The following is a 14572-nucleotide window of genomic DNA, read 5'->3' as shown; positions in this document are numbered from 1 at the left end:
TTCAGTGATGCCCGCGAAAGTCCTTCGCTGTCCAGTGGTTAGGCCGGTATAAGCGGTGCACAGAGATGCTTTTGCCGGGGAGGAACAGATGAAGCTGTCACGACGGATGATCTTGCAAGGTGCCGGCAGCTTGCCCTTCGCAATTGCGAGCTTGCGCACGGGCGCATTGGCTCAATCCGCACCCACTGCGCCGAGCGACGTGCCGCCAATCCTGTTCGTCCACGGCAATGGCGACTACGACGCGCTCTGGATGACGACCTTGTGGCGGATGGAATCCAACGGCATTGCGCGCGATCGCATGCATGCGATCAATTTCAACGATCCCAATGCGCGAAGTGACGACAAGGTCGAGCAGGCGGGCCGCTCCTCGACCGAGGACCAGCGCCGCGAGCTCGCCGCCGCCATAGCCGAATTGAAGCGCAGCACCGGCGCCGCCCGCGTGGCGCTGGTCGGCAGCTCGCGCGGCGGCTATGCCATCCGCAACGTCATCAAGAACGGCGGCGCCGGCGATGTCAGCCACGCCGTGCTGTGCGGCACGCCCAATCACGGCGTGTTCGCGACTGACGACCAGCCCAACAGCGAGTTCAACGGCCGCGGCGCGTTCCTGCGCGGCCTGAACGAGGGCGAGAGTGAGGTGACGCCGGGTGTTGCCTTCCTGACCTTGCGCAGCGACGGCATGGACAAATACGCGCAGGCCGATGGCCGCTTCATCGGCAAGCCCGGCACGCCGACCGGCGTCAGCGTCGAAGGTCCGGAGTTGAAGGGGGCCACCAACCTCGTGCTGGGCGCACTCGATCATCGCGAGGTGGCGTTTCACCCCCGAGCCTTCCGCGAGATCTATAAGTTCATTGCCGGCCGCGAGCCCGCGCGAATCGCGATTGTGCCGGAGCAGAGCGTCAGGCTGAGCGGCCTCGTGACGGGCACACCGGGCGGTGCGCCGACCAATCGGCCGGTGGCCGGTGCAACCGTCGATATCTTTCGGGTTGATCCTGAAACCGGTGAGCGCAAGGGCAGCGCCGTGCACAGCGCGAAGACCGGTGCCGACGGCCGCTGGGGACCGGCGCAGGTCGAACCTTCCTGGTCGCTCGAATTCGCCCTCGCAGCGCCGGATGCGCCGACGACGCACATCTACCGCTCGCCCTTCCCGCGCTCGTCCGACGTCGTTCACCTGCGCGCCGCGCGCCCGCTCGGTCCCGCGGACAAGGACGCCGGGGCCGTCGTGATCATGTCGCGTCCGCGCGGCTATTTCGGCCTGCCGCGGGACGTGGTGCTGCTCGACGGCAAGGAGCCGGCGGACGTCAAATCGGGTGTGCCCACGGATTCGACAGCAACACTGCGCCTTCCGGCCGGCGAGGTCGGGCGTAACATCGTGGCCGAATTCAACGAAGAACGAATTGTGGCACGCGCCTGGCCTGCCTCCGAGAACAGGATTGCGATTGCCGAGCTGACTTACTAGCTAACTGCCTGCGCCACCCCTCCGGGAGAGAGCCATGAACATCGCCAGCGTGCGTCGGCCCATCGTCCCTCCGACGCCGCCGCGAGCGCCCGACGACATGTCGTTCCTCGGCCGGCTTGCCGTGATCAAGCGGAATATGATCGCGACCTGGGGGCAGCGCGCCTATGAGGAAGACGTCATTGAAGGCCGCTTCTTCTTCCGCAACAGCTTCATCCTGAACCGGCCGGATGCGATCCGGCATGTCCTGCTCAGCAATTACGAGAATTATTCGCGTACTCCGGCGGGCATCCGCATGCTTCGTCCCGTGCTCGGCGACGGTCTTCTGATTGCGGAGGGCCATTCGTGGACGTTTCAGCGCCGCACCCTCGCGCCGGCGTTCACGCCGCGTGCGACAGCAAATCTCGTTCCGCACATGACGGCGGTGCTCGACGAGACCATCGCAAAGCTCGACGGGCGAACGAGCGAGCCGGTCGATCTGCGCGAGATCATGCAGCGCATGACGCTGGAGATCGCCGGCCGCACCATGTTCTCGTTCGGCATGGACCGGCATGGTCTGACCTTGCGCAACTTCGTCATGGAGTATGGAGCCCGGCTCGGACGGCCGTACTTGCTCGACATGGTGCTGCCGCTGTCCTGGCCGAGTCCGATGGATTTTGCCCGCGCCCGTTTCCGCAAGCGCTGGACCGAATTCGTCGCGATGCTGATCGCCGAGCGGCGTGAGATGGGCAAGAAAGACGGCGCGCCGCCGCGCGATCTTTTCGATCTCATGGACGAGGCGCGTGACCCTGAAACCGGCAAGGGCTTTTCGGACGAACAACTGGTCGACGAAGTCGCGACTATGATCCTCGCGGGTCACGAGACCACGGCGACCGCGCTGTTCTGGGCGCTCTATCTGCTCGCGCTCGATCCCGATACGCAGGAGGAGATCGCCTCCGAGACCCGCGGCGAGCACCTCGACAGCATGGCCGACATCGATCGGCAGAAGTTCACCCGCGCCGTGATCGAGGAGACCATGCGGCTTTATCCGCCGGCCTTCCTGATCGCCCGGGCCGCGCGCGAGAAGGACAACGCGGCCGGCGTCGCCATCGGCAAGGGCGACATCATCATGATCGCACCGTGGCTGCTGCACCGGCACGAGAAGCTGTGGGATCAGCCGAACGCGTTCATTCCAAAACGCTTCATGTCCACGGAAGCGCCCGATCGATTCGCGTATCTGCCCTTTGGCGCGGGTCCGCGCGTCTGCGTCGGCGCCCCCTTCGCGCAAGCCGAATCCGTGCTGGCGCTGGCCCGGCTGATCGGTGCGTTCCGTGTCGAGCTTGCCGATACCAGCCCTGTCATTCCGCTCGGCGTCGTCACGACCCAGCCGGACCGGTCGCCGCTGTTCCGCATCACGCGTCGGTGACAGGCGTTCGCCTGGCCGACGGCGTGATCCACTCCAGATAGAGTTGCGCCATGAGCGATATCCAGGCCCAGTTTTCCGTTCTGAAGCAGACCGCCGATGCGAAAGTGGTCGACGCGATCGCGCGCCTCATCGAGGACGGCGAAGATCACGAGCTCAACCGCGTCAATGTCCTCGATTTCGCGAAGCAGCACGGTCTCGATGAAGAGCACGCGATCTCGGCATTCCTGCATTCGGCGCGGCTCGGCCTGTTCGATCTGGGCTGGAATGTGCTGTGCCCGGGCTGCGGCGGCGTGTTGGGTGCGCACTCGACCCTGAAGGCGCTCAAGCCAGACGATTATCATTGTGCGCTGTGCGCCTGCGGCTACAAGGCCTCCGTCGATGATCAGGTCGAAGTCTCCTTCACCGTCAATTCACGTGTCCGGCGCATTGCGGCGCATGATCCCGATACGCTTCCGGTGTGGGAGTACTTCAAGCAGGTGTTCTGGAGTTCCGGCGTCGACTTCAACAAGGAATCGTTTGCGACGCTCGCCAACGAGGTGACGCTGGACACGATGGAGCTCCCGGCCGGCGAGAAGGCGACCATGTCGCTGCAACTGCCGGACGATTTCATCATCATCTTCGAACCGGTGACGCACGCGGCGCATTTCATCGACGTGCAGGGCGAGCCCACCAAGGACCGTCAGCAGCTCGCCATCATGTACAACAGGGTGCAGGCGCCGACGGGAACCACGACCATGCGGCCGGGCCCGCTGCGGCTGTCGCTGGAGAACCAGGCCGGCGTACGCGTGCTGCCGTCGGTGTTCATCGCGGCCGAGGCGCTCCATCACCTCATCGGCAAGCGCAAGCCGTTCCTGACCGCCAAGCGGATGCTGTCGAACCAGACGTTTCGTGATGTGTTCAAGGCGGACAATCTCAGTCTCGACCAGCGGCTCCAGATCACCTCGCTGACCTTCCTGTTCACCGATCTGAAGGGATCGACCGCGCTCTATGAGCGCGTCGGCGATCTTGCCGCCTTCGACCTCGTGCGCGCGCATTTCCATGCGCTGCTCGAGATCATCTCCTCCGAGAAAGGCGCGGTGGTGAAGACCATCGGCGACGCCGTGATGGCGACCTTCGTCCGTCCCGAGCATGCGATCGCAGCGGGTTTGCGGATGCGCGCGGCGATGGACGAGCTCAACAAAAAGCGCGGTACTGCCGATCTCATCGTCAAGATCGGCATCCACGAAGGTCCGTGCCTCGCGGTGATGCTGAACGAGCGGCAGGATTATTTCGGCCAGACCGTCAACATCGCCGCCCGCGTGCAGAGCCTCTCGACCGCGCAGGAGATTCACATCACCGGCCCGGTGCTGGATGCGCCGGCGGTTGCCGAAGTCCTCAAGCAGCGCGAAATCAGGCCGATCCAGAAGCAGGCCGCACTGCGCGGCATCGCCGACAAGATGGTGGTGTACGAGATACCGTGACTGGTGTCGTCCCGGCGAAGGCCGGGACCATACCGCGTGATTTCCGAAACAGGCTGGATGGTCGTTGCCAAAGCCTTCGCCAAACCGCAGCCTGTGGTTATGGGTCCCGGCCTTCGCCGGGACCACATGTGCGCACTTGCCTTGCCCTACTCCAAAATCACAGACTCAGATTGCCGAAACGTAATGCGACGCGCGGAACTGACGCACGTTGCGCCGGTTGAATTTCCTACTCATATAATGCTGGTAGCGGTCGCGCTCCGCGGCTTCATCGATTTCGGTAGGATCTTATGCTCGACGGCCTGCGCCAATTCATCGCCGACATTGTTGCTCCCCATGCCCAGGACCGTGCTTTCGGTGACAGTGATTACCGGCTGGCGGCGACCGCGCTGCTGGTTCACGTGATCTCGCTGGACGGCCAGCCGACGGCTGCCGAGCAGCGCAAATTGCACAGCCTGATCGAAACCCACTTTGGGCTCGATCGCGGCACCGCGGATCGTCTGATCGCGGATGCGACGGAGGTCGAGGGCGAGGCGGTCGACCTCTATCACTTCACCAGCATCATGATGCGCTCGCTCGACGAAGAGGGCCGCAAGCGGGTCGTCCAGATGATGTGGGAGCTGGTCTATGCCGATGGCCAGGTTACCGAGTTCGAGGATAATGTGGTTTGGCGTGCCTCCGACCTGCTCGGGATTTCGCAACGCGACCGGATCGACCTGAAGCACGCGGTCGCAGATCGTGCCGGTGGTCAGGTCAAGAACAGCGCGGTCGGTGGGTGATCATTGCCAATACCGCCAATTGGCGGTTGTGCGGACCACATGACGAAACTTTAATGTAGCCTCGGGGCTGCCCGGGTTCCGGTTTTCCCCTGTAAAAACGGGGTTTTCCTGCTTCCCCCGTTTCCCGCTCAGGTGGCTATGCGGTGGACGCCGCTTGCCTGTCGCGCACGGCCTATGCTCTCGTTCCAGCATTGCGGCGCCAAAAAAACTTCAATTCAAGAGATCTTGATCGTGACTGAGCGGGTAACGTTGATCACCGGTGCCTCGGCGGGCATCGGCACGGAGCTAGCGCGTGTGTTCGCCGCGAACGGACACCGTCTTGCGCTGACGGCGCGACGCGCGGACCGGCTCGAGGCGCTCGCAAACGAGCTCGCTGCCAAGGGTGGCAAAAAGCCGATCGTGATCGCCTGCGATCTTGAGGATGCGGATGCCGGCGAGAAGATCGCCGCCGCACTCGCTGCCGAAGGCGTCGAGCTCGATCATCTCGTCAACAATGCCGGCTTCGGCGTGTTCGGCGACGCAATTGAGCGCGACCGCGTCGAGCAGGTCGGCATAGTCGATGTCAATGTCCGGGCTCTGACGGATCTGTCGCTGCGCTTTGCCGATCAGCTGATCAGGAACAAGGGTGGCCTCCTCAACGTCGGATCGGTCGCCGGCTATCTGCCCGGCCCCGGCATGGCGGTCTATTACGCGTCCAAGGCCTATGTCATTTCCTTCACCGAGGCCTTGCGGGCGGAGCTTGCACCGCACGGCGTTCGCGTCACCGTACTTTGCCCGGGCCCGGTGCCCACCGAATTCCAGGCGCGCGCCGGCGTTGGGTCCGGACATGATACGGCCCTTCTCAATGTTCCTGCCGCTGAGGTCGCACGACAGGCCTATCGCGGCCTGATGGCCAACAAGCGGGCCGTGCTCCCCGGTCTGGGCATCAAGATTGTGCCATTCGCGCTGCGCTTCTTCCCGCGCGGCTTCATCCTGTCCGCCACCAGCCGGTTTCAGAGACAAAGACGCTAGAGGGAGCTCTCGGTCGGTCGTGGCCCGGAGCTTGCTTTCTATCGGGAGTGTGTGTGCGCAAACTCACACGAAATTAACGATCGCTTAGTTATGCTGGCGGTCAGAACCGATAGCAGTCGCAGAGACCATGTCGTTCCGGACGGACAGATTTGGTGGCGCAGATGTGGTGCCCTTCCCCAGAAGGACGCCTGATGTCGCCGCCTTCGAAACCCGGTTGCCGGTTCTGATCATCCTGCATCAGGAATCCTCGACGCCCGGCCGCGTCGGCAATGCGCTGCGCGCCCTTGGCCACCGCCTCGACATCCGCCGTCCCCGCCTCGGCGATCCGCTGCCTGAGACCCTCGACCAGCATGCCGGCGCTGTGGTCTTCGGCGGTCCCATGAGCGCCAATGATCCCGACGACTACATCCGCCGCGAGATCGACTGGATCGAAATTCCGCTCCGCGAACAGCGGCCGTTCCTCGGCATCTGCCTCGGCGCGCAGATGCTCGCGAAGCAGTTAGGGGCCCGCGTCGCGCCGCATGCCGATGCGCTGACCCAGATCGGCTACTACCCGATCCGCCCGACACCCGCGGGACACGGGCTCTGCCCGAATTGGCCGGCACGGGTCTATCACTGGCATCGCGAAGGCTTCGAGCTGCCGGTTGGCGCTGAACTGCTTGCCGAAGGCGATGATTTTCCGGTGCAGGCGTTCCGCACCGGCAACGCTTTCGGCGTGCAGTTTCATCCTGACGTGACCTACGCCATGATGCATTGCTGGACCACGCGCGGCTATGACGGTCTCAGCGCGCCCGGCGCGCGGCAGCGGCATCATCATTTCGCGGACCGTGCCGTCTACGATGCCGCGGAACGCGCCTGGCTTGATCAATTCATCGACGGCTGGCTGGCGCGTCGGCCGTTGCTGGCGCAAGCCGCCGAGTGATCGCGCCCTCCCAGGCCGTTGGCACAAGCCCTTGTCTCATCCCTTGATATGCTAGGCTCATGTCAACGAGCGCGCGCGAAACTGCGCCGGCAGACAAAGGGAGAGCACCATGGCTTACGAACACATTCTCTATGAGGTCAGCGACAAGGTCGCGACCATCACGCTCAACCGTCCCGATCGCATGAATGCGTGGACGCCGATCATGGAGCGCGACGTGCGCCATGCGATGGAAGCATCGAGCGCCGATGACAATGTCCGCGTCATCGTGATCACCGGCGCGGGCCGCGCCTTCTGCGCCGGTGCCGACATGGACGCATTGAAGGGGCTCGACCCCGATGATGTCAGGCGTGCGTCGAACCTGCCGCCCTTCGACATGAACCGGCGGCCGGACTGGCAGACGCGCTATGGCTTCTACCCGTCGATCGGAAAGCCTGTCATCGCCATGCTCAATGGAGCGACCGCCGGCATCGGCCTCGTCCACGCGCTCTATTGCGACCTGCGCTTTGCCGCCGACAACACCGTGTTCACCACCGCCTTCGCCCGGCGTGGTCTGATCGCCGAGCACGGCATCAGCTGGATGCTGCCGCGAATCGTCGGCCACGCCAACGCGATGGATCTGTTGCTCTCGGCGCGCCGCGTTTCGAGTGACGAGGCGCTGCGGATGGGGCTGGTGAATCGGCTCTGCTCGCCCGAGAAGCTGCGCGAGGAGACCTATGCCTATGCGCGCGACCTCGCCGATTTCGTCTCGCCGAGCGCGATGGCCGTGATCAAGCGGCAGCTCTACGAGGTGCCGTTCCAGACGCTGGCGGAGGCGACGATCGAAGCCAATCGGGACATGATGGTGGCGCTGAACGGCAGCGATTTCCGGGAGGGAGTCGCGAGCTTCATGGAGAAGCGGCCGCCAAGGTTTACGGGGAAGTAGGGAAGCTTAAGGGGCAGTCCGTCTTCGCCCTGCGGGCTACGCCGGACACTACGCTTCGCCCCTCGAGCTCCGCGCGGCTGCGCCACGCGTAGCCCGAAGGGCGAAGCGTGGTGGAGCCAGGCGGGATCGAACCGCCGACCTCGTCATTGCGAACGACGCGCTCTCCCAGCTGAGCTATGGCCCCTTTTGTAGGCCGCTCTGGTCAATGCGGCCGACAACCGGGCGCCATTTAAGTCCCCGCCAAGGTCAAGTCAAGGACGGGTGTAACCCGGTTTTAGCCATCCCGGCACCGACTTCCCTTGTTTGGACCGGGGGGAACCGATATCTAGCAGCAGGCGTCAATCCCGACCGCAGCCAGAATTTTCAAAAGTCAGAGTCTTCAAAAGCCATGCGTGCCGTTCTCGACATCGTCATCATCGTGCTCGACCTCTACGTCTGGCTGCTGATCGCGTCCGCGATCCTGTCCTGGCTGATCGCCTTCAACGTCGTGAACACCCGCAACCAGTTCGTTTCGGCGGTGGCGGAGTTCCTGTACCGAATCACCGAGCCGGTCCTGGCTCCGATTCGCAATTTCCTGCCCAGCCTCGGCGGCCTCGACATCTCGCCGATCATCCTGATCCTGCTCATCATGTTCATCGAGCGGGTGATCCTGTATTACATCTACCCGAACGTGATCTAAGCAAGCTGGAGCGCCCTGGGTTGCCAAAGAACCTTGTCATCAAGGAACCTTGGCGTTACGGGGCCGCAGGTATCAGCATCGCGCTGCGGGTGACGCCGCGCGGCGTCCGCGACGACATCGACGGGATCGAGCAGCTCTCCGATGGCCGCAGCGTGCTCAAGGTGCGGGTGCGCGCTATCGCAGATGGCGGCGAGGCCAACAAGGCCGTTCTGGTGCTGCTGGCGAAATCGCTGGGCGTGCCCAAGGCCAGCGTCAAACTCCTGTCGGGAGCGACCTCGCGGCTGAAGCAGATCGCGGTCGACGGCGATCCGGCGCGGCTCGGCGAAGCCCTGCGCCAGCTCGCATCAGCCAAATCGACAGACTGAGGGAACTGACATGACCGCCAAGATCATCGACGGAAAAGTCATCGCCGCAGAACTTCGCGCCCGCGTCGCCGACGAGGTCGCACGCGTCAAGCGCGAGCACAATCTGGTTCCGGGCCTTGCGGTGGTCCTGGTCGGAAGCGACCCGGCGAGCGAGGTCTATGTCCGGTCGAAACACACCCAGACCCAGGCCGCCGGCATGGCCTCGTTCGAGCACAAGCTGCCGGCCGACGTCTCGCAAGCAGATCTCCTGGCGCTGGTCGCAAAACTCAACCGCGATCCCGCCGTGCACGGTATTCTGGTGCAACTACCGCTGCCCAAGGGCCTCAATACCGCGGCGGTCGTCAATGCCATCGACCCCGGCAAGGATGTCGACGGGCTGCATCCGAACAATGCCGGCCGCCTCGCCGGCGGTTTCGAGGCGCTGTCGCCCTGCACGCCGCTCGGCTGCATCATTTTGACCAAGAGCGTGCATGCTTCGCTTGAAGGCATGAACGCCATCGTCATCGGCCGCTCCAACCTCGTCGGCCGACCGCTGGTGCAGCTGTTGCTGAACGAGAACGCCACGGTGACCATCGCGCATTCGCGCTCGCGTGACCTGCCCGGGCTCGTGAGGCGCGCAGACCTCGTCTATGCCGCCGTCGGAAAGTCCGAGATGGTGCGCGGCGACTGGCTGAAGCCGGGGGCGACCGTGATCGACGTCGGCATCAACCGGATTCCGAGGGACGACGGCAAGACGCGTCTCGTCGGCGATGTTGCCTATCAGGAAGCGCTCGCCGTGGCTGGCGCCATCACGCCGGTACCGGGCGGCGTCGGTCAGATGACAGTCGCCTGCCTGCTCGTGAACACGTTGCGCGCGGCCTGCGCGATTGCAGGGCTGCCGAAGCCGGCGGTGTAGTTCACCTCGCCCCGCAAGCGGGGCGAGGGAGCAGAGCTCAGGCCTTCTTCTTTTTCTCGCGATCGATGCCTTCGAGGATCAGCTTGTGCGCATCTTCGGGGCCGCCCCAGCGCAGGATCTTCACCCACTTGCCGGGTTCGAGATCCTTGTAGTGCTCGAAGAAGTGCTGGATCTGCTGGAGCGTGATGTCCGGCAGGTCGGAATACGACTTCACCTTGTCATAGCGCTGCGTCAGCTTCGACGACGGCACCGCAAGAATCTTCTCGTCGCCGCCGGCTTCGTCTTCCATGAACAGCACGCCGACCGGGCGCACGCTCATGACCGCGCCGGGAATGATGGCGCGGGTGTTGATGATGAGGACGTCGCAGGGATCGCCGTCGTCGGACAGCGTGTGCGGAATGAAGCCGTAGTTCCCGGGGTAACGCATCGGCGTGTAGAGGAAGCGGTCAACCACCAGCGTGCCGGCTTCCTTGTCCATCTCGTACTTGATCGGTTCGCCGCCCACGGGGACTTCGATGATGACGTTGACGTCGTGAGGGACGTTTTTCCCGATCGAGACCGCATCGATACGCATTCAAGGCTCCGTTGTTGCCGAGGTTAAATCGCACCCGGCAGCGATTTTGGCGCTGTCATACGCGGGCTTGGCCCGCTGATCCATCGCGTTTTTGTGAAATAATGAATCCGGCGATCACCGGCTCAAGGCAGCGGTATCGACGGAAGGAAAACGCTGCCGGCGGGACTTCAGCAGCTCAATTGGTCCAAGCGAAGGCAACCTTGTCGAGCGACTTCGGCCCGAAACGCTCCGAGGACCGCGCCACCATGCGGCCGCCCAAGGCGCGGTAGAACTCGGTGGCCGGATCGTTGTCCGAGAGCGCCCACACCACCATGCTCTTCAGGCCGCTCTGCATCAGGTCGCGGCGGGCCGCGGTGAACAGGCGGCGACCAAAGCCCAGGCCCTGGAATTCGGGACGCAGATAGAGCTCGTAGACCTCACCGTCGAAATGCAGGCTGCGGGCGCGGTTGCGGCCGTAATTGGCGTAGCCTGCGATCTTGTCGCCGAACACCAGCACGCTGACGCGGCTGCCCTTGCGGATCGCGCTGTCCCACCATTGCGGACCGCGGCGGTTGATCAACTTCTCCAGTTCGGCGCCGGGAATGATGCCCTGATAGGCGGAGCGCCAGGCTTCGTCATGGGTGGACGCCACCGCAGTTGCATCTGCGGCTTTGGCCGGCCGGACCTCGATCAGGGTTGTGCTCATGGACGTGATCAAACCAAGTCGCCGCGCCGGCGGCAAGACCTATCGTTAATTATCGGTTAACGTGTGGACTTTCTGCATCAGTATTTGAACCATGTTGTACCGAAAAAAGACAAGACGCCGATTCGAATGGCACCGGGGTGCTCTGCGACGGTGCAAAACTGCTTTGCGGCAACGAATGAACGGCAATGGCAACGCAGAAAGTCTGCCGATATTGATTCGTTCCTACTAGTCTAACTGTCGCTGTTCTCGCCTCCGGCAATTCATGCGGATCCCCAACATTCTCGTGCTCCTGGCTCTGTTGGCCTTGCTGACCGCGCCGCCCGTGTGCGCTCAGGTCACGTTTGGTTCGTCCGGAGCGGAGGGCGATCCGTTTCGCCGTCAGCAATGGCGCGTGCCGTCGCCGGATACCGACATCTCCGCTCATGCCCAGCTGTTTCGCCCGCCGGGTGCCGGCCCGTTCCGGCTTGCGGTGATCGCGCATGCTTCGACGCAAAATGGCTTGCGGCGCGCGCAAACGCCACAGCCGGAATATCGCGCACTCACGGCATTCCTCATCGCGCGCGGCTTCGCCGTGCTGGTGCCCGAACGGCTCGGCCATGGTGCGACCGGTGGCCGCTATGTCGAGGACCAGGGTGGCTGCGACGAGGCGGACTACGTGCGCTCGGGCCGCGCAACGGCCGACGAAATCGCGCTCGCGCTGGACTATGTGCGAAAGCAGGATTTTATCCGCAAGGACGCCGCGATCGTGATCGGCCATTCCGCCGGCGGTTGGGGCGCGCTGGCGCTCGCGAATGCCGATCCGAAGGCGATCTCCGCCATCATCGCCATTGCGCCGGGCCGCGGCGGCCACGCCAATGACGAGCCGAACCGGATCTGCGCGCCGCATACGCTTCTCGCCGCGGCGGCTGAATTCGGCAAGGCCGCGCGCATCCCCATCACATGGCTCGTTGCCGCCAATGACAGCTACTTTGCACCGGCATTTTCGCTTGCGTTGGTCGATGCGTTTCGCGGCGGCGGTGGCAAGGTCGACTTCCGCACGACGCCGGCCGTCGGTAGCGAGGGCCACTGGATGATCGAAACCGAGGCAGGCGTCAAAGCCGCGAGTGCCGAGCTTGCGCGTGGGTTGAGCCTGCCCAAGCCCGTGGTGACCAAGAAGCCATGACGCTGTATTTCCTCATCAAATATCTGCACGTGCTCGGAGCTATCGTCATCCTCGGCACCGGAACCGGCATTGCCACCTTCATGCTGATGGCACATCGCACGAACGACGTGGCGTTCATCGCGCGCACCGCTTCGGCAGTCGTGATCGCCGACGCGATCTTCACGTTGTCCGCCGTGATCCTCCAGCCGGTCACGGGCGGCCTGCTGATGATGCTCTCGGCAACGTCGGTCGCCGAGCGCTGGCTGCTCGCCTCCCTTGCGCTCTATGCAATTGCTGGCTTGTTCTGGATCCCCGTGATCTTCATGCAGATCGAGATGCGCGATCTCGCGCGGAAGGCCGCCGAGCAGCGTGGCGCGCTTCCGGAGCGCTATTTCGTCCTGTTTCGCCGCTGGTTCGCGTTCGGTTTCCCCGGCTTCGGGGCCACGATGCTGATCCTCTGGCTGATGATCGCAAAACCGTTTTGAGGAAGGTCATGAGCCAGCGAACCATTCTCGTGCTCGGCGCCTCCGGCCTGATCGGCCGCTACGTCACCGACGATCTTCGCGCGCATGGATTTCGCGTGATCGGGGTGGCGCGCAGCCTGTCGGTGGCGCAGAAGATGAGCGCGCTGGACATCGAGCTGCCGATCCTCTCCCTCGATGCGGCGGCTCTGACGCGCCTCCTTGGTGAGCACGCGGTCGATGTCGTCGTGAACTGCCTCGGCGTGCTCCAGGACGGCCCCGGCAGCGATACCAACGCGGTGCATCGCGATCTCGTCATACGATTGCTTCAGGCGATTGGCGGCAGCGGCCGTGCGATCCGGTTTGTGCACATCTCGATTCCCGGGACCGCCGGCGAGGATCGAACCGCGTTCGCAACGACGAAGCGTGAGGCCGAACGTTTGATCGTGGCTTCCGGCACTCCCCACGCCATCCTGCGGCCCGGTTTCGTGGTCGCGCCGTCGGCCTATGGCGGCAGCGCGATGCTCCGCACGCTTGCGGCCTCCCCGCTCGACCTGCCGGAGAAGGAGATGGCGACGCCGTTCCAGCCCGTTGCTGTCGAGGATATTTCCGCCACCATTGCCTGGCTTGCCGCGCGCGATATCGACGACGCATCGGTGAAGGCCGTGAACTGGGACCTGATGCAGGTCGAACCGATTACAATGGCTGGCGTCATCAAGCAGTTCCGTATCGCGTTCGGTACGGCCGGCTGGTCGCGCGTCGCGATGCCGTCCTTCGTGCTCGATCTCGGCGCGAAAGGCGGCGATGTCGCCAACTATCTCGGCTGGATACCGCCGATGCGCTCCACGGCCATCGCCGAGCTGCGCCGCGGCGTCACCGGCGATCCCTCGGCGTGGATCGCCGCCACGGGCATCGTGCCGAAATCACTGGCTCAGACGGTCGGGCGCCACCCCGCCACGATCCAGGACAAATGGTTCGCGCGGCTGTTTTTGGTGAAGACGCTGATCTTCGCGAGCCTTGTCGCGTTCTGGTGCGTCTCCGGTTTCATCGCGCTGTTCGTGTCCTATCGCGCCGCTGCTGGCATCCTGAGTGCGCACAACTTTCCCTCGGCGCTCGTCGATCCCATCACCATCGCCACCAGCCTGATGGATATGAGCATCGGCGTGTTGATCGCGTTCCGTCGCACCGCTGCGCTCGGGCTCGTTGCAGGCATCCTGGCTTCGCTGGGCTATATGTTGGGTGCCGCGATCCTGACGCCGGACCTTTGGATCGAGCCGCTCGGCGCACTGGTGAAGACGGGGCCGGCGATCGTGCTGATGCTTGTTGCGCTTTTGATGTTGGACAATCGCTGATGCCAAAATGGCCTGACGACGACGTGATCCTCTTCGACGGCGTCTGCATTTTTTGCTCGCGCTGGGTCCGCTTCGTCGCCGCGCGCGACACGGGGAAGAGGTTTCGCTTCACGCCGATCCAGTCCGACTATGGCGCCCGGCTCGCGCGCACGTTCGGCATCGATCCCGCTGATCCCGACACCAATGCCGTCATTCACGGCGGCGAGGTGTTCATGAAGTCGGACGCTGCGCTGACGGTGCTGTCGCAGCTTCCCGGCTGGGGCTGGGTGCGTGCGTGCGTTGTTTGCCGTCCCGAAAGCGTTGCGCGACCCGGTGTATAGCCTCATTGCGCCCAACCGTTACCGCATATTTGGCAAGTACGATGCGTGCTTCGTGCCTGACGCCGATTTGCGAGCACGGGTGATCGAGTAATTCGTCATTGCGAGCGCAGCGAAGCGATCCGTGTCGCTGCGGAAAGATTCTGGATTGCTT

15 protein-coding genes, 1 tRNA gene and 1 pseudogene are annotated in these 14572 nt (G+C 63.9%); 14 read left to right on the top strand and 3 right to left on the bottom strand.

Annotated features, from left to right (window positions below; all coding sequences use genetic code 11):
- Positions 1-88 precede the first annotated feature (88 nt).
- From ACIPUD_RS07620 to ACIPUD_RS07590, 7 genes are all read left to right on the top strand, one after another.
- Positions 89-1456, top strand: a complete 1368-nt coding sequence (locus ACIPUD_RS07620; RefSeq protein ID WP_446480336.1) for a hydrolase — start codon at positions 89-91, stop codon at positions 1454-1456.
- A gap of 34 nt (positions 1457-1490) precedes the next feature.
- Positions 1491-2858 carry a cytochrome P450 gene (locus ACIPUD_RS07615; RefSeq protein WP_018459738.1) on the top strand — a complete coding sequence of 456 codons (1368 nt, stop codon included), beginning with the start codon at positions 1491-1493 and terminating at the stop codon, positions 2856-2858.
- Positions 2859-2908: 50 nt separating this feature from the next.
- Entirely contained in the window at positions 2909-4318 is a 1410-nt protein-coding gene (locus ACIPUD_RS07610; RefSeq protein WP_204512894.1) for an adenylate/guanylate cyclase domain-containing protein, read from the top strand.
- A gap of 287 nt (positions 4319-4605) precedes the next feature.
- A complete protein-coding gene (locus ACIPUD_RS07605) occupies positions 4606-5094 on the top strand; it encodes a tellurite resistance TerB family protein (RefSeq protein ID WP_446480335.1) in 489 nt (162 codons plus the stop codon).
- A 231-nt stretch (positions 5095-5325) separates the two neighbouring features.
- Positions 5326-6105 carry an SDR family NAD(P)-dependent oxidoreductase gene (locus tag ACIPUD_RS07600; protein WP_026233870.1) on the top strand — a complete coding sequence of 260 codons (780 nt, stop codon included), beginning with the start codon at positions 5326-5328 and terminating at the stop codon, positions 6103-6105.
- Between the two features lie 127 nt (positions 6106-6232).
- Complete coding sequence (locus ACIPUD_RS07595) at positions 6233-7027, top strand: glutamine amidotransferase (RefSeq protein WP_026233871.1); 795 nt, start codon at positions 6233-6235, stop codon at positions 7025-7027.
- A 109-nt stretch (positions 7028-7136) separates the two neighbouring features.
- Positions 7137-7949 carry an enoyl-CoA hydratase gene (locus ACIPUD_RS07590; RefSeq protein WP_085359633.1) on the top strand — a complete coding sequence of 271 codons (813 nt, stop codon included), beginning with the start codon at positions 7137-7139 and terminating at the stop codon, positions 7947-7949.
- Between the two features lie 108 nt (positions 7950-8057).
- Here ACIPUD_RS07590 and ACIPUD_RS07585 read toward each other — a convergent pair.
- Positions 8058-8133 (bottom strand) — tRNA-Ala (locus tag ACIPUD_RS07585).
- Positions 8134-8337: 204 nt separating this feature from the next.
- On the opposite strand from ACIPUD_RS07585, the gene ACIPUD_RS07580 reads away from it, so the two are divergent.
- From ACIPUD_RS07580 to folD, 3 genes are read left to right on the top strand one after another with little or no spacing between them, the layout of a single operon-like run.
- A complete protein-coding gene (locus ACIPUD_RS07580) occupies positions 8338-8628 on the top strand; it encodes a YggT family protein (RefSeq protein WP_007598721.1) in 291 nt (96 codons plus the stop codon).
- A gap of 20 nt (positions 8629-8648) precedes the next feature.
- Positions 8649-8993, top strand: coding sequence for a DUF167 domain-containing protein (locus tag ACIPUD_RS07575; protein ID WP_018459744.1), 345 nt, complete (start codon positions 8649-8651; stop codon positions 8991-8993).
- Positions 8994-9003: 10 nt separating this feature from the next.
- Entirely contained in the window at positions 9004-9888 is an 885-nt protein-coding gene (gene folD, locus ACIPUD_RS07570; protein ID WP_446480334.1) for a bifunctional methylenetetrahydrofolate dehydrogenase/methenyltetrahydrofolate cyclohydrolase FolD, read from the top strand.
- Positions 9889-9925: 37 nt separating this feature from the next.
- Here the strand turns inward: folD and ppa are convergent, their stop codons facing one another.
- Positions 9926-10462 carry an inorganic diphosphatase gene (ppa, locus tag ACIPUD_RS07565; RefSeq protein ID WP_007604168.1) on the bottom strand — a complete coding sequence of 179 codons (537 nt, stop codon included), beginning with the start codon at positions 10460-10462 and terminating at the stop codon, positions 9926-9928.
- A 175-nt stretch (positions 10463-10637) separates the two neighbouring features.
- Positions 10638-11147, bottom strand: coding sequence for a GNAT family N-acetyltransferase (locus tag ACIPUD_RS07560; RefSeq protein WP_007598725.1), 510 nt, complete (start codon positions 11145-11147; stop codon positions 10638-10640).
- Between the two features lie 262 nt (positions 11148-11409).
- Between ACIPUD_RS07560 and ACIPUD_RS07555 the strand changes: the two genes are divergently transcribed.
- From ACIPUD_RS07555 to ACIPUD_RS07540, 4 genes and pseudogenes are all read left to right on the top strand, one after another.
- Positions 11410-12309 (top strand): dienelactone hydrolase family protein, encoded by a 900-nt coding sequence (locus ACIPUD_RS07555; protein WP_085359635.1) that lies wholly within the window; start codon positions 11410-11412, stop codon positions 12307-12309.
- Positions 12306-12773 carry a DUF2269 family protein gene (locus tag ACIPUD_RS07550; protein ID WP_446480333.1) on the top strand — a complete coding sequence of 156 codons (468 nt, stop codon included), beginning with the start codon at positions 12306-12308 and terminating at the stop codon, positions 12771-12773. The genes ACIPUD_RS07555 and ACIPUD_RS07550 overlap by 4 nt, the downstream gene beginning before the upstream one ends.
- An 8-nt stretch (positions 12774-12781) precedes the next feature.
- Entirely contained in the window at positions 12782-14101 is a 1320-nt protein-coding gene (locus ACIPUD_RS07545; RefSeq protein ID WP_446480332.1) for a DoxX-like family protein, read from the top strand.
- A pseudogene (locus ACIPUD_RS07540) lies at positions 14101-14512 on the top strand (thiol-disulfide oxidoreductase DCC family protein). Before ACIPUD_RS07545 ends, ACIPUD_RS07540 begins: the two are co-directional and overlap by 1 nt.
- Positions 14513-14572: the final 60 nt, after the last annotated feature.

The sequence above is a fragment of the Bradyrhizobium sp. CAR08 genome (assembly GCF_052871955.1).
This window is presented reverse-complemented; position numbering and strand designations above follow the sequence as displayed.